The sequence below is a fragment of the Collinsella sp. LCP21S3_A9 genome, assembly GCF_052118785.1.
Lineage (GTDB): Bacteria > Actinomycetota > Coriobacteriia > Coriobacteriales > Coriobacteriaceae > Collinsella.
The window spans coordinates 1-21,746 of record NZ_JBQKGN010000022.1; the positions used below are offsets into that span (position 1 = coordinate 1).

General features: G+C 59.5%; 11 protein-coding genes and 3 tRNA genes. 5 read left to right on the top strand and 9 right to left on the bottom strand.

Going from position 1 to position 21,746, the window contains the following annotated elements; translation table 11 throughout:
• Nucleotides 1-104: 104 nt before the first annotated feature.
• From ACTQ05_RS08155 to ACTQ05_RS08195, 9 genes are all read right to left on the bottom strand, one after another.
• Entirely contained in the window at nucleotides 105-491 is a 387-nt protein-coding gene (locus tag ACTQ05_RS08155; RefSeq protein ID WP_441538793.1) for an IS3 family transposase, read from the bottom strand.
• The gene (locus ACTQ05_RS08160; protein ID WP_441538794.1) at nucleotides 419-910 is read right to left on the bottom strand and encodes a helix-turn-helix domain-containing protein; all 492 of its coding nucleotides are present in this window, start codon (nucleotides 908-910) and stop codon (nucleotides 419-421) included. Before ACTQ05_RS08160 ends, ACTQ05_RS08155 begins: the two co-directional genes overlap by 73 nt.
• Nucleotides 911-994: 84 nt before the next feature.
• Entirely contained in the window at nucleotides 995-2,068 is a 1,074-nt protein-coding gene (locus ACTQ05_RS08165; protein ID WP_441538796.1) for a type IV pilus twitching motility protein PilT, read from the bottom strand.
• A 17-nt stretch (nucleotides 2,069-2,085) separates the two neighbouring features.
• A complete protein-coding gene (locus tag ACTQ05_RS08170) occupies nucleotides 2,086-2,586 on the bottom strand; it encodes a hypothetical protein (RefSeq protein ID WP_441063268.1) in 501 nt (166 codons plus the stop codon).
• On the bottom strand, nucleotides 2,587-2,997 hold the full coding sequence (locus ACTQ05_RS08175; RefSeq protein ID WP_441063266.1) for a hypothetical protein: 411 nt from the start codon (nucleotides 2,995-2,997) through the stop codon (nucleotides 2,587-2,589).
• Nucleotide 2,998: 1 nt separating this feature from the next.
• Nucleotides 2,999-3,538, bottom strand: coding sequence for a DUF4860 domain-containing protein (locus ACTQ05_RS08180; RefSeq protein ID WP_441063264.1), 540 nt, complete (start codon nucleotides 3,536-3,538; stop codon nucleotides 2,999-3,001).
• The gene (locus ACTQ05_RS08185; RefSeq protein ID WP_441063262.1) at nucleotides 3,535-3,801 is read right to left on the bottom strand and encodes a hypothetical protein; all 267 of its coding nucleotides are present in this window, start codon (nucleotides 3,799-3,801) and stop codon (nucleotides 3,535-3,537) included. Before ACTQ05_RS08185 ends, ACTQ05_RS08180 begins: the two co-directional genes overlap by 4 nt.
• A 74-nt stretch (nucleotides 3,802-3,875) precedes the next feature.
• Nucleotides 3,876-4,928 carry a type II secretion system F family protein gene (locus tag ACTQ05_RS08190; protein WP_441538798.1) on the bottom strand — a complete coding sequence of 351 codons (1,053 nt, stop codon included), beginning with the start codon at nucleotides 4,926-4,928 and terminating at the stop codon, nucleotides 3,876-3,878.
• Nucleotides 4,929-4,959: 31 nt separating this feature from the next.
• Nucleotides 4,960-5,892 carry a transglutaminase-like domain-containing protein gene (locus tag ACTQ05_RS08195; protein ID WP_441538800.1) on the bottom strand — a complete coding sequence of 311 codons (933 nt, stop codon included), beginning with the start codon at nucleotides 5,890-5,892 and terminating at the stop codon, nucleotides 4,960-4,962.
• A 268-nt stretch (nucleotides 5,893-6,160) separates the two neighbouring features.
• Here ACTQ05_RS08195 and ACTQ05_RS08200 point away from each other — a divergent pair, with 268 nt between their 5' ends.
• The 5 genes from ACTQ05_RS08200 to ACTQ05_RS08220 all read left to right on the top strand — a co-directional run bounded on the left by ACTQ05_RS08200 (nucleotide 6,161) and on the right by ACTQ05_RS08220 (nucleotide 21,638).
• Entirely contained in the window at nucleotides 6,161-20,656 is a 14,496-nt protein-coding gene (locus ACTQ05_RS08200) for an Ig-like domain-containing protein (protein ID WP_441538801.1), read from the top strand.
• Nucleotides 20,657-20,671: 15 nt separating this feature from the next.
• Nucleotides 20,672-21,181 carry a hypothetical protein gene (locus ACTQ05_RS08205; RefSeq protein WP_441063256.1) on the top strand — a complete coding sequence of 170 codons (510 nt, stop codon included), beginning with the start codon at nucleotides 20,672-20,674 and terminating at the stop codon, nucleotides 21,179-21,181.
• A 156-nt stretch (nucleotides 21,182-21,337) separates the two neighbouring features.
• Nucleotides 21,338-21,414: transfer RNA gene (locus ACTQ05_RS08210), tRNA-Ile, on the top strand.
• A gap of 67 nt (nucleotides 21,415-21,481) precedes the next feature.
• A tRNA-Ala gene (locus ACTQ05_RS08215) sits at nucleotides 21,482-21,557 on the top strand.
• Between the two features lie 4 nt (nucleotides 21,558-21,561).
• A tRNA-Ile gene (locus ACTQ05_RS08220) sits at nucleotides 21,562-21,638 on the top strand.
• The last annotated feature ends 108 nt before the right edge of the window (nucleotides 21,639-21,746 follow it).

Genomic DNA, 21,746 nt, shown 5'->3' on the forward strand with positions numbered 1-21,746 from the left:
GTTCCGTTAGCGCAGTTGGTGAAAGTGCGTTAGCGGGGTCGGCGAAAGCGCGTTAGCGCATTCGGCGAGATGCGTTTGCGAAAGTGGTCAATTTTAGATTAGCGCTAACAGTAGGCCGTCTCGCGTCTGATCCCGCAGCGAATCCCCATCTCGCGCATCATCTTGAGCACGGTCTGGTTGGCTATCACGGCCCCCTCTTCCGCCCTGAGGCACATCGCTATCTGCCGGTGCCCGCAGCCGTTGGCGGTGCGCGAGAAGATCTCGGCGGCCGCCTCCCGGAGCTCGGGGCGCGTGGGCCTCGGCGGGTGCGCGAGGGCGTAGTAGTAGGTCGACCTCTTGAGCTCGGCGCATGCGAGCAGGTGCCCGAGTGCGTGCCCCTCGGCGCTCAGGGCCGCGACCGCTTCGGCCTTCGCCCTGGTCAGAGTCCGTCCCTCTCGACCAGGGCGCGTAATTTTTTTAGGTAGGCCACCCTGCCCTCGAGCCTGCGGCACCGCTCCTCGAGCTCCTCCTCGCAGGTCCGCGGCCTCGCCCTGGAACCGCTCGGCCGGCCCTTGGGCCTCGGGCGCAGGGCCTCCGCGCCGCCCCGGCGGTATAGCGCGCACCACTTCTTGAGCGGCGACATCGACATTATGCCGAACGCCGCCATCGCCTCGGTCTTCGTCATGCCGCCGTCGACGACGGCGGAGGCGGCGGCGACCTTCTGCTCGTATGTGTACCTGCCCTGCTTTCCGTCCATGCTCAGCAGCACCTCGCTCCCGAACGCGCGGTATATCTCCTGCCATCTTCTCACGGCTTCCGCGGGAAGCGAAAGGGCAATCGCGGCAGATTTATACCCGTGCCCGAGCTCGAAGAGCCCTATGGCCGCCTTCCTGGCCTCGATGTCGTGCTTCACCCTCAAGTCGACGCGCATAAAGAAAGCCTCCCATTTCTCATGTCCAAGAAATGGGAGGCAGTTCATGACTGGAGGCGGGCTGTCTGCCTGCGATGCGGGTCTCTACATGCCCTCTGCTGCGAAGCGGCGTGCGAGGGCTTCCTGATGGTTTGCGTGCTGCAGGGCGACGTCTTTGGCGACGACGCCCTGTTTGACGACGTTGAACAGGGCCTGGTCCATGGTCTGCATGCCATACGCGCCGCCCGCAGCAATGACGGAATCGATCTGGTGGGACTTCTCTTCGCGGATTAGGTTGCGGATGGCGGTGTTCATGAGCATGACCTCGAACACCGGCGTGACGCCGCCGTCGACGGTGGGCACCAAACGCTGGCTCACGATGGCCTGGAGCACCATGGAGAGCTGGATACGGATCTGGCGCTGCTGGTTGGGCGGGAAGGCGTCGAGGATGCGCTCGACGGTGTCGGCCGCGCTGGTGGTGTGGAGCGTCGAGAGCACGAGCTGTGCCATTTCGGCGGCGGAAACGGCGGTGCTGATGGTATCGGGGTCACGCATCTCGCCCAGCAGGATTACATCGGGGCTCTCGCGCATGGCGGAGCGCAGTGCCTCGGCATAGGTGGCGATATCCATGGGGATCTCGCGCTGCGTGATGATGCAGTTGCCGTGACGGTGCACGTACTCGATGGGGTCCTCCATGGTGATGATGTGGCCCGAGCGCGTGTGGTTCATACGGTCGAGGATGCAGGCGAGGGTGGTCGACTTGCCCGAACCGGCGGCGCCGGTGACAAGAACCATGCCGCGGTTGAGGTTTGCGAGGCTGAGAACCGTCTCGGGGATCTGCATCTCGCGGGCATCGGGTAGGCCAAAGGGGATGACACGGATCACGGCGCCGAAGGAGCCGCGCTGGCGGAAAATGTTCACACGGAACCGTCCCACGCCGGCCACGGAGAAACTGAAGTCATCGTCGTGGTTGACGTTGCCATGGAACAGCTCGAAATCGCGCTCGGCGATTCTGTAGATGGCACGCACGGCGGCCTCGGTGTCTGCCGGCTTGAGTGCGGGCGAGTCACTGCGCACGTGGATGCCGCTCTTGGAGTAGGACAGGGGCAGCCCGGCGATAATGAAGACGTCGGACGCCTTGGCGTCGATCATCTGCTGAAGCAGTTCATTGAGTTGCATGGAGCTTCTCCTTGTCGCTAGTTGGATGAGCCGTTGCCGGACCAGAGGCCCTGCTGCTCGGACTCGTGGGTACTGGTTACTTTCCATTGCGTGATGGAGTAGGTGAGGTTGTCGCTCACCGTGACACGTGCGTCGAGGCGGTGCCCGTCGCTATCGCTTACGGTGAGCACGATGTCGGCGTCCTGGGCGGAGATGTCGACGGTGAGGTTCTTGTCCTTGCAGGTCGCGACCGCATCGGCCGCGATACTGCTGCCGACCGCCTCGATGTCCGCAGCGGCGGTCGAGGCGTTGCCCGTCGCGCCCTTGAGGTGCTCGTCGATGCCAGCGAGCGCAGCCTGACCGCAGCTCTCGAGCTCATAGGTGCCCGTGACGGATGCCGACTGGCGGCGCGACATGGCGTCTGCCGCGTTTGATGTGGTCACGCAAAGCATCGCCAATACGGCGAGCAGAAGCACGGATATGAGTGTGAGCAGGCTGATCGGTCCTATACGGACGCTCTTTGCGTTTTGTGCCGCCATCTACCTCGCCTCGCTCACGTAGCGCTGGGTGTCGAGCTCGTAGGCCTTCCCCGCATCGTCCGAGACGGTGATGTGAGCGTGCCAGAGCGTGCCGGCCTCGCGCTTATCCTTGGTAACCTTGGTCTTCACGGTAAAGCCGTCGCTCGTGCCATTGGCGATGCCGAGTCCTGTGCTCTCGCCGCCTTCGACGGCGGCGGGGTCGGCCGAGAACTCCTCGGCCGCGTTCTCGGCGACCGAGACGGCGCGACAGAGGCGGGAAGACGAGGCCGCGGTCTGGGTCGAGGCGGCGAAGAGCTGCGTGAACACCGCCATCGAAGCGACCAGCACCGCGAGCAGCGCGAGCGCCTCGATGATATAGGCCGTCGTTGCGCGCATGCGCCCGGACGGCGCGGAGCCGTTGTTTGCTGCCATGCTACTCGGCCTCCTCAAGATAGCGGAGGGCGACCTCGCAGGTGCCTTGGTCGGTGGTGACGGAGAGAAGCCCGTGCGAATAGGAGAACGAGAACGTCTTGGACGCCGTGACCTCGCTCGCCTTCTGAGGCGTATAGGCCGTGCCCGCGGGGCTGTATTCCTGCACCACGTGACCGTGGTAGAGGTAGAGACGCGTCTCGAACGTGCCGGTGTCGAGTGTCTCGACGATCACGAGCGCACGACCCTCGGGACCCTCACTCGTGGCGATGGCGCCCTTGGCATCGTTTGCGCGCACGATGTTCGAGATGAGTTCGAGCCCCTCGCGCCGTGCGACATTTTGTTCCTGGATGCCGCTGATGTTGCGGTAGACGGTGACGCCGGCGATCAGTGCGCCCAGCAGTGCCACAAAGAAGACACCCAGAAGGAGGACGGGGAATGCTCCCTGCGCCCGCGTACGTTTCTCGCTGCGCGCCGTAATCTGCGGCAGCCGCGACAGCGCCTCTACGCGGGAGAGGTTGTGATCGATATCGTTTGTGCTCATCGCGGTGTCACCACCACACTGGGCATCACGTTGCCGGCAAACCACTCGTAGGACACGACGTAGTCGTCTTCGTTGATGGTGAGGCCGTACTTCTGCTCAAGGTATTCGAGCGACGAGGGATAGCTGCCCTCGATTGCACAGCATTGTTTGGCGGCCACGAGCACGGAATCGCGCAGCGCCACGGCGCCCTGCTCGCGCGCGTTGGCGCGCACGGCGGAGAAGATCCCAAACGCCGCTGTCGCCAGCGCCACCACGAGCGCCACGACCGCGATCCTGCGGTTTCGGCGGCGCCTGATGTCTTTATCTGTCAATTCGTGGAACATAGCAGGCCGTCCGGTTATGCGATAGAGCCCATGATGCCGATAAGCGGCAGCATGACGGCGATCAGCGTGGCGCCCACGGCCACGGTCAGGAAAGCGGCGAGCGCGGGCTCGACGCGGTCGACGACGGCGTCGATCTGGGCGGTGGCGTCGTCAAAGAACGTCTCGGCGAGCGAAGCCAACACATCGTCAGCCGATCCTGCGTGCATCCCGACGGTGAGCATGCGGGCGTAGATGGGCTCGAAGATTTCGTGTTCGCTGATGGCCTGGGCCATGCTGCGGGGGTTTTGGATGTCCGCCATAGACGCGCCCGCGGCCTCGAGCTTTTTCTTGAGTTCGGGGTGGTCGACAGTTGCGGTGGCGCGCTCCATGGCGACTTCGTCCTGCACGCCCGAGGCCACAAAAGCGGCGAGCGCGTTGGTGAAGTGCGAGAGCGCCAGCTGGTACATGGTGCGCTTGGTCACGGGAACCTTCTCGAGCAGCTTGACCACGCGAATGCGGCCACTCTCGGTATACGTGAGTACCGAGAGGCAAAGCGCCGCGGCGGCGGCGACGAGCACCACAACGAGCGCGACCCAGCCGATGATGGCCGAGGCGCTCACCATCGAGAACGAGCCCGAGGTGAGCGAACCCGAGAGGTTGGCGTAAGCGCTGCTGAACGTGGGCTGGATGAGGATCACGGTGAAGGCGAGGATGCACCCCATGATCACGAGCAGGGCCGTCGGGTAACCCACGGCGCTGCGGAGCTTTGCGAACGTACGATCCTCGCTGTCGTAGTAATGACCGAGGCTGCGGAGTGCACGCTCGGTGCGGCCTGAGACCTCGCCGATCTTCACCATCTCGATGGCATACGGCGGAAACGCCCCCGTACTCTCCATGGCACCGGCGAGACCCTCACCGGCGATGAGCTGGGTGTAGACCTTGTCGCAGACCGTTTTGAACGGCGATGCCTCGCGGTTCTCGACCAACATGTGCACGGCCTCGTCGACCTGGATGCCGGCCGCGAGCATGGTGGCCACGCTGTCGCAGAACGCGCTGATGGCGCTGCTTTCCAAGAGCTGATCGGCCATTTACTCTCCTGACGTTGCTAGATGGATGTTGTCAGTAAACATATCGGTCAGTATATTCCTTTCCGTCTCCCACGTTTTTATCGTCACCGCTCGCCGCGAAGGTGAGGTCCACGCGCGACCACGTTTTGGGCTCCACATCGAACGGCGCACTCTTCCACGTGCCATCGATATAGACCATGATCCAGGCGTGGTAAATACCGTCGGGCGAGACGTTGCCCGTGACGATTTTGGTGGGGATGCCGAGTGCTCGCAGCATAGCGGCACCCAGGCTCGCGTAGTCAAAGCAGACGCCCTTCTTGGTCTTGAGCGTCGAGTCGGGGTCGGGGATGTAGCCCGTGGCGTCTTTGAGCTGCGATGCCTTGGCGTCATCGTAGGAGATGTTCTCTACGATCCAGTTGCAAACGTCCTCGACGGCCTCGGCCTGCGTTTTTGCTTTCTTGGCGAGCTTGCGCGCTTGGGCGGTGGAGGCGCTTGCGTCGTCGAAGTCGCAGTAGATGTTGGGGCGGAGGAACGGTTCGAACTCGCTCGAGAGCTCGACGCTCGCTTGGGCGCTGAAAAGCTCCACGTAGTTTTCACCCGAGGTGTTCTGCATGATGCGAAAGCTGTATGGCCCGTCGCCCAGGCTCAGAGGGCACACAATGGGGGTGCCGTCCTGTGGAAGGTCGTAGATCATGGTGGCGTCGCCACAGGCGATCAGAAACTTGAGCCGGCTCGACGCCTGCGCGCTCGCACCCACGTAGCCGGATGCAACGGACGAGGTGTCGATGGCACATGTCCCCGAGGTTTCAGCGGCATTGGCGTCGAAGGTCGCCGTTGCCACGTGCTCGGGCATGCTGAACGCCGTGCCCGATACCTCATCTGAGATGGAGCCGCAGCCTGCAAGGTGGGTCGCGGCAAGGACCAGGGCAGCCGCGGCGAGGGCGACCTTCGTAAGGAAAGGGCTGTCGAAACTCAAGAACTTCATCGGTCTGAGTATAGCCCCTCCAGAGGGCTCATAACTGCAGCGCCAGACCGTTTGGGCGACAATCGGCGCCCGTCGCAACGATTGAATTAAGCGAGACTTAATGGTTCGTGAAAATGGGTTGATTTCGGTGCCGAATATGATGAAAACATCATGCGTATTCACTAATATTTCATTTGTATGATTCTGTCGGATTCTGCCTATTTGTCCTGAATAGGTGGTGAGCTCGAGTGGTCGTGCGGTTGGGGCCGAGCGACCAAAGGAGATACATATGCGCAAGCAAAGTTGGGTCGAGGAGGGCGGCGCGAGCAGGGGCAACGGGTCCTTCGTGCGCCATGCCAAGGTGTTTGGCATCAAGACGATGGCGACGGTCATGACGGCCAGCATGATACTGTCTGGTGTACCTGTCCAGGCTATCGCCGAGGGTATCCAGACGGATGACACATTTGTGGAGTCGAATGTCGAGTCTTCGCAGGGCGATACCGCCGCGACGGCAAATGATGCATCGTCTGGCCAGGCGTCTGACCAAGGCACCACGGAGAACAACTCCGCCGTACAGGACGATGCTGCCGATTCTGGTCAGAACACGCAGACCTCGCAGGCCGTCTCTCAGGACAAGGCGACCACGGCCGACATCGCCCTCGCACTCAACAACGCTTCGATTACCTATCAGGGTCAGGTCATTGCGCAGCCGTCCCAGAAGGTGACGGCTCCCGCGAGCGTCGATTTCAAGTTCTCCGTTACGGCCGATAACGGCTTTAAGCTGAACGAGGCCAAGCTCACGGTCGACGGTGTCGAGACCAAACTCAAGGCGGACGCGAACGGTGAGTACACCGTTCCCGCCGCCGAAGTGGCCAAATCCCCCAAGGTCACGCTCGAGACCGAGCAGGAGAAGCAAGCTGAGACGACCGAGGCCGCCACCCCGATCGAGCAGAACGCCACCGACACGAACGCCGTGGCTGTCCAGGCCGCGACGGATGCCGATTACACCGTCGAGGTCGGCGATAGCATCACGTTGAAGGCGACCGGTGCTTCGAATAGCGGTTGGTGGTCATTCTCGGACTGGAGTATCATCTCGCAAACGACTTCTGGCAACAAAGCGGAGCTAGCCACAAGGGGCGTTGGCCGCGTTACCGCCACCTATACATATCAGGATTCGCGGTGGCAGAACCAGACTAAAACTTTTGTCGTCGACATCATTGACCGTAAAGATGCGACCACTCCGGGTATTGAAGGACCTTCTTCTGTGGTCGTTGATAGTGAGTTCGAGCTGACCGAAACGAAGAATGCTTCCGAATGGGAATGGCATCTCATCGGGGACGGCGACTACACGGCGGCAAGAATAGACTCCGGTGCTGGGACGAAGAAAATCAAACTGACAGCTCTGTATCAGTTTGCGGGAGACGGCAAGGTCGTTACGGTTCAGTGCAAATATAAGGTTCCCGGTACGAACAACACGGTTTATTCGGACACGTTTAACGTCACGATCCGTAAGCGCCAGTGGAAGGTTGCGGACTGGACGTATGTAGATGGGACGTATAAGGCTATTCCGACGATTGTAGATGCCGAGACAAACGAGCCCGTCAAGGAATGGCAGACAGGTTTCCAGGTCACCTACTACATCAATGGTGAAGACAAGGGATGCAACCCCTGGAGCGGTGACTTCTCCGATCCGAACAAGACCTATGAAGTAAAAATCGCTCCCTTTGGCGATCAGGGCTGGAACAGTAAATATTCCGGTGAAGCGAAGACTTTCGACGATCCTGTGCCCGTTAAGGACAGGACTCCTATCGCGTCCGACAGCCCCAGCGATGTCGATTATGATGGCCAGGAGCATAAGTGGGCTCCGACCGTAACGGATAAGAATACGAAAGAGACCCTCGACGATACCGAGTACGACGTTATTTATAAGCGTGACGGCAAGGAGACTGGCGACTTTACGTCGCCCGGCAAGATTACCGTCGAAATCAAGGGCAAGCACCATCACGAGGGTGAGATCAAAAAGACGTACAGGATTCGTGAGAAGCAGATCAAACTTTCCGTCTCCGGTCCCGACACGGTCGAACAGTTCAACACCATCCAGCTGACCCCGACGTTGGAGCCTGCCCAGAAGGGCGGCACGTACACTTGGACGTCGAATAACGAGAATATCCTTACCGTCGACAAGAACGGTAAGGTCACTGGTGTCTCCGAGGGCAAGGCTACCGTTACCGTCATGTGGACGAGCGCGGATGGCAAGACCGTCCTGACTGCCGATCACGATGTGACGGTAACGCACACCACAAGTGGCGAGACGGACGCGATGTTTTTCTATCTCAACGACCCGTCCGGTCAGCTCGACTCCATCAACACGGGAAATTGGCAGAAGCTCGGAAAAGGCAAGATCAACCTGACTGGCTATAACAACTCGAATTTCCCCAAGGACAATGGCGCGACAAAAAAATACGATGCGCAAGCTCGCGTGACCAAGTGGCCCGGCGGCTCGACATCCTCGAAGCTAGACGTCAAGCGCGGGAGCAATGACTGGAATAAGATCGTCAAGATGTACCAATCGGTGATCAAGAGCCAGCTTCCGAACGTCGAAGTCAAGGATTCCGACATCGAGTCCATCGAGCTTCTTCCCTACAAGTTGACGCGCAATGACGACGGCTATCATGTCGACTGCCAGGTCGTCGTCAAGTGCAAGGGCCTCTACACCGTCAAGTACTGGGTCGATGACCCGACCGCCTCGGGCGAGGGCTATCAGCAGGTCGCGGTGACCACGACGGCTCGCGAGGGCGACTCCACCAACATTAGCGACTTCAACCAGAGCTACCCCGAGACCAAGACCGTCAACGGTGTCGAGTACACCTTCTCCGGCTGGTTCCTCGATGCAGCACTGACCAAGTCTGCGTCGCTGCCGTACGTTGTTCGTAACTCGAACCTTAATTTCTATGCGAAGTACGTTGCTGGTCGCATGGTCATGTATGACCTGCAGGGTGGTTCTTGGAAGAGCGGTGCCGGTACAACGTATAAGGTGAATGCCGGCAAGACACATACCGTTCTTACCGAGCCGAAGCGTGAGGGTTACGAGTTCGAAGGTTGGAAGGTTTCCGGCCTGGGTGACCAGATATCGGTCAATTCTGGCGACATGTTCACTATGCCTGACAACAACGTGACCATTACGGCGCAGTGGAAAAAGAAGAGTGCGACCGTCACGGTCAATTACCTGTGGGGTGACAAAGATTCTCACGAGTTGATCGAGAGCGATAAGCTGGCGGGCGATTATTCGTTCGATGACGTTATCGATGTTGCCGATGTTGCCAAGGATTTTGGTGGCTATACCATCAAGCCGAGCAAGAGCACCAAGCGCGTACTCGATGCGGGCGAGAACGTCATCAATATTTACTACTACAAGAATGTGACGTTGACGGCGAAGTCTGCCAGCAAGACGTACAACGGTGAACAGCAGGCGCTTGAGGGGTATACCACAAGCGAGGGTGCGGCGAAGTTTGACGACATCACAGCCAAGGGCTCCGGTACAAATGCCGGTGAGTACAAAGTCGCCTTTAACGAGGGCGCTCAGGGCGCGGTGTCCAAGGACGCTAAATATATAGTGTCCGAGACGGTTTCTGGCAAACTGACGATTACTCCGGTGACTGACAAGGTCACGATTACGGTCAAGGGTCACAAGGGCGGCAAGAAGTACAACGGCGAAGAGCAGACTGTCGAGGGATATGACATCGACGCCTCCACGTCGCCGGCCGGTGTGGTTAAATCTGATGTGAAGTACAGCGGAACGGCATCTGTCTCCAAAACCGATGCCGGCAAGTACGCCATGGGTCTGAAGGACACCCAGTTCTCGCTTTCCGGTGATGCCGCCAAGAACTACACCAATGTCAAGTTCGAGGTCGTCGACGGCGAGCTCAACATTGCTCGGAAAGACGTGACGCTTAAATCCGACGATCTCTCTAAGGGGTACGACGGCACGGCGCTCACAAACAATGGAGCCGCACTTAAAACTGAGGAAGGTTTTGTTAAGGGTGAGGGCGCAACCTACGCCTTCTCTGGTTCCCAGACCACGGTGGGTTCCAGCGCCAATGCCTTCACCTATGCGCTAAACAGCAACACCAAGGCCGAGAACTACAACATTACTAAGACCGAGGGCAAGCTTGAGGTTACCGATCGTTCCCAGAAGTACGAGATTACGGTTACCGCCAACTCTGACACTCAGACGTATACCGGCACCGAGCATTCTGTTTCAGGTTTGTCCGGCACCACCTTCACCAACGATAAGGGCGTTACCTACATCGTTGAAGGTCTGAGTGCAAGCGTATCCGGCACCGATGCGGGCGAGTACACCAATAAGGTGTCCGGCAATGCCGTGGTGAAGGATGCCCAGGGCAACGACGTCACTTCTCAGTTCAACGTGAAGACAGTTGACGGTAAGCTTACCATTAACAAGCGCGAAGTGACCATTAAGCCCAAGGATGTCTCCAAGGTCTACGACGGCAACGCTCTTGTCGCAAAGGATTGGGTGGTCGCAGAGGGTTCCTTCGTCGACGGTCAGAGTATTGCCAACCCCAAGTACACGGGCTTCCAGACCGCTCCCGGCACTAGCGAGAGCGGAATCTCCGAGTGGGGTTACAAGGACGGCACCAACTCCAACAACTATGACATCAAGTCAGCGCCAGGTACCCTTAACGTGACTTCTCGCGGTGCGACCCAGACCATCACGGTCGAGGCCAACTCCGCTGATGCCAGCTACGACGGCAACGAGCACTCTGCTAAGGGTCTCAAGACCAATGAGTTCGAGGTCGACGGCAAGAAGTACACCGTCTCTGGCCTTGAAACTTCTAGCCCGGCCAAGACTGACGTCGGTACTTATGCTAACAACATCACCGGCACCGCCAAGGTGACCGATGCCCAGGGCAACGACGTGACGAGCGAGTTCGAGGTCAAGACCAAGAACGGTACGCTCACCATTGCCAAGGCCGATGTGACCATTGCACCCAAGGACGCTTCCAAGCCCTATGACGGCCAGCCGCTCACTGCGACCGACTTCACCGCCACTGGTTTTATCGGCGACGACACGGTGGCCAACGTTGTCTATGGCGGCTCCCAGACCGAGGCCGGCACGAGCGCTAGCTCCATTACGAGCTATGAGGCCGCCAAGGGTACCAACCTCGACAACTACAACATTACTAAGGGGAGCGGCGCCCTCGAGGTGACCGCCTCTCAGAAGGCCGTTGTCGTTCAGGTCAAGGGCAATATCGACACCGAGAAGTACGACGGCACTGAGAAGAACGCCTCTGGCTTCACCGTTACAGACGTGACCGTCGATGGCCAGGAGTCCACGCTCTACGGCGCGGTCGCTGGCACGGACTTTACCTTCAACGGCACCGCTACCGCGGCCCGCACGGATGCTGGCACCACGTACATGGGCCTCACGGCGGATCAGTTCGCTAACGTTAACAAGAACTTCTCCAACGTTACCTTTGAGGTTGTCAAAGACGGTTCTATGACCGTTACCCCGCGTGAGGTCACCCTGACTTCCGCTAACGATGAGAAGCCCTACGACGGCACCGCGCTCACCAACAGCAACGTTACCGTCTCTGGTGACGGCTTTGCGCCGGGCCAGGGGTTCACGGCTCATGTGACCGGTTCCCAGACCAACGCCGGTTCGAGCGACAACACCTTTACCTACGAACTTACCGAGGGAACGAACGCTGACAACTATCAGATAACGACCTCCAACGGAACTCTGACCGTTAAGCCCATCAGCGATCCGATCACGGTGACCATTGTTGGTAAGACCGCGACCGGTACCTACAACGGCAAAGAGTACAAGGCCGAGGGCTACACTTTTAACTCCACTAACGACCTCTTCACCAAGGACAAGGTGACCTTCTCCGGTACCGCAGAGGCCGCTCGCACCGATGCTGGTAAGACCGTCATGGGGCTTACCGCCGCGCAGTTTACCAACGATGACGCTACGAACTTCACCAATGTCACCTTTGTCGTGACTGACGGCTACGTTGACATTTCCAAGGCTGAGGTGACCTTGAAGTCCGACAATCTCACCAAGTCCTACGACGGAACGGCGCTTGTCAACGGCGAGACTGCGCTTGCGACCGAGTCCGGCTTCGCCGAGGGCGAGGGCGCGACCTATAAGTTCACCGGCTCCCAGATCGTTGTCGGCTCGAGCTCCAACGCCTTTAGCTACACGCTGAACGACAACACCAAGGTTGATAACTACAACATCACCACCATCCCTGGCACGTTGACCGTCACCAACCGTGACGCCAAGTACCAGATCACGGTCAAGGCAAACTCTGGCAAGGCTACCTATGACGGCAAGCAGCACTCCGCCACTGGTATCGAGAGCACCGAGTTCACGGTCGACGGCAACAAGTACACGGTTTCCGGCCTCACCACCGAGGACCCGACTCAGACCAACGCTGGCACCTACTCCAACAACATCACCGGCACCGCCGTGGTGAAGGATGCCAAGGGTAATGACGTGTCGAGCGAGTTCGAGGTCACGACTGAGAACGGCTCTCTCGTCATCAATAAAGCCACCGTCACCATGAAGTCTGCCTCTGATAAGTGGACCTACGATGGCAACGAGCACACCAAACAAGAGATGGAGCGTGTGACCGGCTTTGCCGAGGGCGAGGGCGCAACCTTTACCTACACCGGTGCCATCACCAACGTTGGCGAGGCGAAGAACACCTATACCTACACGCTTAACGCCAATACGAGCGTAGACAACTACATTTTCTCTGAGCCTGAGTACGGCACCCTGACGGTGAACCCGGTTACCGATAAGGTCACCGTCACCATCAAGGGCAAGCAGGACACTAAGACCTACAACGGCTCCACGCAGTTCGTGACTGGCTATGACTTCTCTGCCGATAACGGCCTTTACGCTCAAAGCAACCTTAAGTTCACGGGCGATGCGACTGCTAAGGGTATCGCTGTTGGCAGCTACAATATGAACCTTGCCAAGGAGCAGTTCTCCAACACCAATGAGAACTTCTCCAACGTCGAGTTCGTGGTTGAGGACGGCTGGCTCAAGATTGAGGGTGGCGAAATCGACCAGGGTGGTGTTGTGTGGGACACTCACGATAACCAGAAGGTCTACGACGGCACGCCGCTTGCCGCCTGCGCCGTGACCGCGACCGATAAGCATGGCAATGCCCTGAATGTCGAATACAGCATTGATGGCAAAACATGGACGAGCGATCCGTCCCAGATCACGATTACCCACTTTGGTTACCAGGCCGTGCAGCTGCGCGCCACTGGCTCCAACTATGCAGAGGGCCAGTACGCCACCAGCTTCGAGGGCATCGCGATCACCAAGCGTCTTGTGACGCTGACTTCCGAGGGCGGCAACAAGCCGTATGACGGAACTCCGCTTACCAACGGCACCGTCACCGCAACCGCCAAGGGTGAAGGTGTTGGCTTTATCGACGGCGAGGGCGTTTCCTTTAACGTTACTGGTTCCCAGACCGAGAAGGGCGAAAGCGATAACACCTTCGACTATACCTTCAACGAAGGTACCAGCGAGGCCGACTACTGGGTTACCACCAAGTGCGGCAAACTCATTGTGACCGCTGACGAGAACGAGGTCGTCGTCACTATTGCCGAGAACAGCGGCAACGTTGAGTACGATGGCACCGAGAAGTCTGTCTCTGGCTATGAATTCTCGGCATCTAATGAGTTGTACAAGAAATCCGACTTCACCTTTAGCGGCAACGACACTGTCAAGGGTACAAACGTCGGCACCTACGACATGGAGCTCAAGCCTAGCGACTTCAGCAACAACAACCAGAACTTCTCCAAGGTTACGTTCGAGGTTGTCGATGGCCAGCTGAACATCACGCCCAAGGATATCAAGACTGGCGTGAACATGACAGTGGAGGCTCCTGCGAACGTCACGTACAACGGCCAGCCTCAGCAGGAGGAGCCCGTCGTTAAGGACGGGGATAAGACTCTGGCGAAGAACGTTGACTACACGCTTTCTTACAGTAAGGACGCTACTAACGTCGGCACCGTTACCGTTACCGTTACCGGTAAGGGCAATTACTCCGGCAGCGCCGACGTGAAATACCAGATTCTCAAGCGCTCTGTGGTTCTCGAAAGTGCGACAGACTCCAAGCCTTACGACGGCACCGCTCTTACCAGGCCTAATGTCACCGTGGAAGGCGACGGCTTTGTCGACGGCGAAGTCACCAACGTTCGCGCTACCGGCTCCGTGACCACGGTTGCCGAGGGCGAGGTTACCAACACCATTGATTACGACACCAACGCCAACTTCAAGAAGGGTAACTACAGCATCACCAAGAAGGAGGGCAAGCTCTCCATCACTTCACTCTCTGCAGAGGACGGCCTTACCATCAAGCCCAAGAACGCCGAGTACACCTACGATGCCGACTCGCATACTGCCGGCAAGGCCTCGGCGAGTGCCTCTGTCAACGGCATCAAGGTGAATCTCGAGTACCGCGTCAAGGGCAGCGCCGACAGCGAATGGCGCGCCGATCCGTCACAGATCACGGCGATTAACGCCGGTACGTTGACGGTCGAGGTTCGTGCTTCTGCCGATAACTACAGTGGATACCAGTACGCTGAGCAGACGCTCACCATCAACAAGCGCGATGTCGAGCTGACCTCTGCCAGCGCTTCTAAGGTCTACGACGGCACGGCGCTCACCAAAGACTGGGTCGACATGGGTGCCAACCGCAAGGGTACCGGCTTTATCGGGACCGATCTTGCCGGCGACGGCCAGGTCCACGCGACCGGCTCCCAGACCGAGGTCGGCAGCTCCGACAACACCATTTCTTACCAGCTCAAGAAAGGTAAAGAGAACAACTACAACATCATGGACAACAAGCTCGGCACCCTTGAGGTGACGGCACAGTCCATCGTGCCCGATCCGGAGAACCCGGATAGCTACAAGGGCAACACCATCAGCGACCCGTCCGACCACGTCTACGACGGCAAGGCACACAAGTGGACCCCGACGGTCAGGGATGCCGAGGGCAACGAACTCACCGAGGGCACCGACTACACGGTCTCCTACGACACCGATGACTTCACAAACGCGAAGACCATCAAGGTGACCATCGCCGGCGCCGGCAACTATACCGGTACCGTCACCAAGAAATACAAGATCACGCCTGCCCCGCTCACGGTGAACGCCAAGAGCGGCAGCAAGGTCTACGACGGCACGCCGCTCATCGCGGGTGGCACCATCGAGGGTCTCGTGGACGGCGAGACTGCGACCGCCCAGACCGAGGGCTCCCAGACCGAGGTCGGCAGCTCCGACAACAAGGTCGCGGGTATCGAGTGGGGTACCGCCGATGAGGGCAACTACAGGGTTGTCACCAAGAACGACGGCACCCTGACGGTTACCGCCAAGAGCATCGTCCCCGACCCAGGCGACGAGAACAACAAGATGACCGTGGGCACGCTCGGGGACCTCGTCTACAACGGTAAGGGCCAGGAGCAGAAGCCCGAGGTCAGGGACGGCGAGAAGGCGCTCGCCGAGGGCACCGACTACACGGTCTCCTTCTCCGAGGACACCAAGAACGTCGGCACCGTGACCGTTACCGTCACCGGCAAGGGCAACTACGCTGGCACCGTCGAGCGCACCTATAGGATCACGCCCGCGACGCTTACCGTGAACACGCCCAGCGACTCCAAGGTCTACGACGGCAAGGCGCTCAGGGCCGAGGGCTCCATTACGGGCTTCGTCAACGGCGAGGCCGCTGACTTTAGGACGACGGGTTCCCAGACCAAGGTCGGCTCCAGCACCAACACCTATAGCATCGACTGGGCCGCGAAGGAGAGTACCGCCAAGAAGTCCAACTACACTGTCTCCGAGAACCTCGGCACGCTCACCGTCACCGAGACCGCCGACGAGATCGTGGCGACCCCCGGCAGCTACAAGGGCGTCTATGATGGGCAGGCGCATGGCGTCGACGTGACTGTTACCGGCCTGCCCGAGGGCTATTCGGTCAAGGCCGCCACCTCAAGTGCCACGGTAACCGACGTGAACGAGGGCAAGCCTGTCGCCGCTAAGGTCGATGACCTCGTGATCGTCAACGCCCAGGGCGAGGATGTCACAAACAACCTCAAGATCACCAAGGGCAAGGGCTCCATCGAGATTACCCCCGCTACCCTGACCGTGACTACGCCGAGCGCGAGCAAGGCGTATGACGGCACAGCGCTGACCGCCGAGGGCAAGGTTTCCGGCTTCGTCAACGGCGAGACCGCGGCCTTCACCACGACGGGCTCCCAGACCAAGGTCGGCAAGAGTTCCAACGGCTACACGCTCGATTGGAACGACACCGCCAAGAAGTCCAACTACAAGGTCGAGGAGAGCCTGGGTACCCTGAAGGTCACTAAGAACATGACCGCGGTCATGGTGATCCCGCAGGGCGGTACCAAGACCTACGATGGCGAGGCGCTCAAGAGCGCTGGCGTGACCACCTATGGCCTGCCCTCCGGATATACGCTCGAGGCCAAGACCAAGGGCTCCGTCACCAACGTTGGGAGCGCTATCGCCGAGGTCGGCACCTACTCCATCAAGGACGCCAAGGGTGACGATGTGACCGACCAGTTTGGCAACGTCTTTACTGGCAAGGCGGCCCTCGAGGTCACCAAGCGTCCCGTGACCGTTACCTCCGCCACCGCGAACAAGACCTACGACGGCACCGCGCTCACCAAGCACGAGGCCACCGTGACCGCCGGCTCGCTCGTCAAGGGTGAGAGCTTCACCTACGACTTCACCGGCGAGCAGACCACCGTGGGCAGTACTTCCAACGCTTACACCGTCAACGCCGGTAAGGGCACGAGCCTGGACAACTACAAGATCACCAAGAATGACGGCACGCTCACCGTCACTGCCAAGAGCATCATCCCCAACCCGGACGACGAGGACAACATCATGTCCGTCGACGCACCCGAGGACGTCAAGTACGACGGCCAGGCCCACAAGTGGACGCCTACCGTCAAGGACGGCGATAAGACACTTGCCGAGGGCACCGACTACACCGTTGCCTACAGCAAGGACGACTTCACCAACGTTACGGGCATCATCACCGTGACCATTACCGGCACCGGCAACTACGCCGGCACCGTCGAGCGCACCTACGAGATCACCAAGCGCTCCGTCAAGCTGACCGGCGTCAAGAACGACAGCAAGGTCTACGACGGCACGCCGCTCGAGGCGAAGGATGTCACCGTGAGCGGCGACGGCTTTGTCGAGGGCGAGGTCTCCGGTATCAAGGCAATCGGTTCTGTGACCAACGTCACGGCCGCGCCCGTTGACAACCCAATCACCTTCACCAAGGGCGACGGCTTCAAGGCGAGCAACTACAGCATTGCGACTGACCCGGGTACCCTCGAGATCACGACCCGCTCCATCGACGACGCCGACTACGGCATGAGCGTCGATTCGCCTAAGGACGTCGAGTACGACGGCCATGCCCATAAGTGGACGCCTATCGTCAAGGACGGCGACAAGATGCTCGTTGAGGGCGTGGACTACACCGTCACCTATGACAAGGACGACTTCATCAACGTGACCGGCACCATCACGGTGACTATTACCGGCACTGGCAACTACTCCGGTACCGTCACGCGCACCTACCAGGTCACGCCTGCCAAGCTCACGGTCGAGACCGAGGGCGCGAGCAAGGTCTATGACGGCGAGTCGCTGACGCACGACGCCGCAACCATCAAGGGGCTGAAGAACGGCGAGACTGCGGCTGTCCACGCCACAGGCACCCAGACCGAGGTTGGCGAGAGCGACAACGGCTACGAGCTCACCTGGGACGGTTCCGCCGACGAGGGCAACTACACCATCGCGGGTGCCACGCTCGGCAAGCTCGTCGTGACAGAGTCTGCGGACGAGATTGTGGTCTCCCCGAAGAACGTCGAGACCACCTATGACGGCAACGCGCATGGCACCACCGTCCAGGTCACCGGCCTGCCCAAGGGCTATACCGTCAAGAAGGCCGAGTCCAAGGCCACGGGGACCAATGTTGCCGACGGCGAGGTCAAGGCCACGGTCGACGAGCTCGTTATCGTGAACGCACAGGGCAAGGACGTTACGTCCAAGCTCAACATCAAGCGCGGCACCGCGACGATCAAGATCAATCCCGCCCCGCTGACGGTTACGACCGACGGCGGCGAGAAGGAGTACGACGGCACGGCACTGACCGCCAACGGCATCAAGGTCGAGGGCCTCAAGGGCAAGGACTCCGTCTCTGCCAAGACCACCGGCAGCCGCACCAAGGTCGGCTCCTCTAACAACACCTACGAGATCAACTGGAAGGACACCAAGAAATCCAACTACAAGGTGACCGATGTCCTCGGTACGCTCAAGGTCACGCCGTCTACCAAGGCCGTGACGCTTACGAGCGGCTCTGCATCGCATGCCTACAGCGGCCATGCCCTGACGAGCGATGAGATTAAGGCCGAGGGCCTGCCCGAGGGCTTTACGGTCAAGGCCAAGATGGACGGTACTCAGACCGACGCCGGCTCTTCCGAGAACACGGTCAAGAGCTACAAGATCCTCGACGCCAAGGGCGATGACGTGACCGACATGTTCGGGAATGTCACCGTCAAGACTGGCACGCTCACGGTTAGCCCGAAGAAGATCACGGTTGAGACCGGGGGCGCCACCAAGGTATACGACGGCGAGGAGCTCACGAACAAGAACGGTGCCATTCACGGCCTGGTCTCTGGCGAGCACGCCGATGTCGTGACCAACGGCACGCAGACCAACGTCGGCTCCAGCGACAACGGCTACACCATCGCCTGGGGTGCCGCCAAGGAAGGCAACTACACGATTGCTTCCGATACGCTCGGCAAGCTCATCGTCACGCCTCAGTCCGTGAACCCGAACGACCCGTCGTACCACAAGCTCCAGGTGAGCAATCCTGCGGACCTGACCTATGACGGCCAGACCCATAAGTGGGCTCCCGAGGTAAAGGACTACACCGGTACCGAGCTCAAGGAGGGTGTGGACTACACGCTCACCTACGACACCGATGACTTTATCAACGCCGGTTCTATTACGGTGACGGTTGTCGGCAAGGGCAACTACACCGGCACGGTCTCGAGGACCTACCGCATTAAGCCGGCACCGGTCTTCATCAAGACCGAGAGCGCCGCGCGCGTCTACAACGGCAAGGCCCTGACGGCTGGCGGTGCTATCACCGGCCTCGTCAACGGCGAGACGGTCGACTTCCGTGTTACCGGCAGCCAGACCAAGGTCGGCCATTCGGCGAACACCTATAAGCTCGCTTGGACCGGCACGGCCCGTGAGGCGAACTACACCGTTGACTCCATCGAGACCGGCACGCTGACGGTGACTGAGTCCGAGGACACTGTGGTGGTCACCACGACGGGTGGCATCTTTACCTACGATGGCAATGCGCACGGCGCGACGGTTGCCGTGTCGCAGCTGCCCGAGGGCTACACCGTTGACGGCACGCCCAGCTCGGACGCAACCGCTACGGATGCGAACGGCGAGGGCGTCAAGGCTACGGTGGACCACCTGGTGATCCGTAACGCCGAGGGCGAGGACGTGACGTCCAAGCTCAACATCAAGAAGATTGACGGAACCATCAAGGTTCTGCCTGCCGAGCTGACGGTTACGACCGACTCCGCCACCAAGGTGTACGACGGCACGGCGCTGACTGCCGGCGCCGCCGAGCTCGACCTGATGGGCGATGAGGAGGCAACGCTTGAGGCTATCGGCAAGCAGACCCAGGTGGGCTCCTCCAGCAACGGTTACAAGCTGACGTTCGACAAGACGGCCAAGGCCAAGAACTACAAGGTTGTCTCCGAGAACCTCGGCACGCTTACCGTGACCAAGCAGTCTATCGTTCCGTCCGAACCCGGTACGCCGAGCGATAACTACAAGGGCGTTACGGTCGATGATCCCAAGGATGCCGTCTACGATGGCGTCGAGCATAAGTGGACGCCCGTTGTGAAGGACGCCGAAGGCAAGACACTCGTTGAGGGTGCTGACTACATGGTCTCCTACGACACCGATGACTTTATCGATGTCGCGACGATCAACGTGACCATCACCGGCAAGGGTAACTACGCCGGAACGATTGCCAAGAGCTATCGCATCACCAAGGCCCCGCTGCATGTTGTGACGGGCAGCGCTACCAAGGTCTACGACGGCCAGGCGCTTACAAGCGCAACGGTCACGATCGACGGCCTGGCTAAGCGCGATCGCATTGGCATCGCCGTCACTGGCAAGCAGACTAACGTCGGTAGTTCGCAGAACACCTACACCATCGACTGGATGCAGACGAGCGCGGATAACTACGAGCTGACCGATGAGCTCGGTACGCTGACGGTTGCCGCCGCGCCTGCAAGGCCGACCACCCCGACCACTCCGACCACCCCGTCGACGCCCGCCAACCCGACGACGCCGTCGACGCCCGCGGTTCCCAACCTGACGCCTAACAGCTCGGACAGTGGCTCCACCACGACGACCACGGCGCCCAAGGGCGACGACTCCTCGGCCAGCAACGATCGGGAGCAGAAGGAAGAGAAGATTTTCGACGCCAAGAACCCGCTGGGTAAGTTCGACGGCAAGAAGGACACCTGCTGGGTCCACTGGTACATGATCATCTGCGCAGTCGCAACTGCGGCATACGGCCTGTTTGTTGGCCTGCGTCGCGACAAGCACGGCCGTCGCCTGCAAAACGACCTGGATAAGGTCCTTGGTAACGACGACGAGACTCAGGAATAAAGGGAGGTTAGAGCCATGAAGAAGAGCAACTATCTGGTCCTTGCCGTTTCGGCTTTGGTTTCGATCTTCCTGCTGTACCTGTGGTACTCGCTGGGATTCAACAAGATCGACAGTCCGCTCGACTTGGTGATTTCCATCGTTTGGTGGGTGCTGATCGCCGTGTTGGTTGTTTGGATCAACAAGCTCGAGAAGACGCGCCAGCAGCGCATCAGGACGATGTATCTGGCGCCCACGGTTCTGTACAACAGCGAGACAGGCGTTCGTAGGCTGCAGGCGGGCGTAAGCACCGTCGAGGCCATGCGCGAGATTCTGGAGGGTCTGGAGTACGGCTTTGATACCCAGGATCTTCCCAACCGCGACGAAGTCGATTTTGCCTACGTGGTTAAGACCGACGAGTACAAGCCTGCTCAGGACAAGGACTCCGAGCCCACTTGGAAAGGCTCGGTTGTAAAGATCGATCGCGCGGGCGAGAACACCGAGACCGCGTTCGACGGAATCCAGCAACTTTCTGCCGCCCTGGCGTAGATGGGGTATGGGGGCGAACCTGCGAGAGCGGGTTCGCCCTTTTTGTTGCCGTTAGGGTCAATAGGATGCTTGACCTGCGAGAATACGGCAGAAAAAAATTCTCAAATAATTGTTGACTCCCATCTTGCAACTAGGCTAATATATCCCTTGCGCGATGGACCTGTAGCTCAGTTGGTTAGAGCGTCCGGCTGATAACCGGGAGGTCACAAGTTCGAATCTTGTCAGGTCCACCACTTTCTTTCGCAATAAACACCCCAGCGAGAGCCGAGTCGCCGCTGGGGTGTTTATTACTGTCTCCGTGGGGGTTTAGCTCAGCTGGGAGAGCGCGGGCTTTGCAAGCCTGAGGTCAGGGGTTCGATCCCCCTAACCTCCACCATGATGGACCTGTAGCTCAGTTGGTTAGAGCGTCCGGCTGATAACCGGGAGGTCACAAGTTCGAATCTTGTCAGGTCCACCATCTAAAACGTAAAGAGCCCCGAGCTATTGCCTCGGGGCTCTTTTCTTACCTATCCAATAAGTTTTTGTGTGCGGTGCGAAAGTTTGGGTAGTATAGCTATTCAATGCG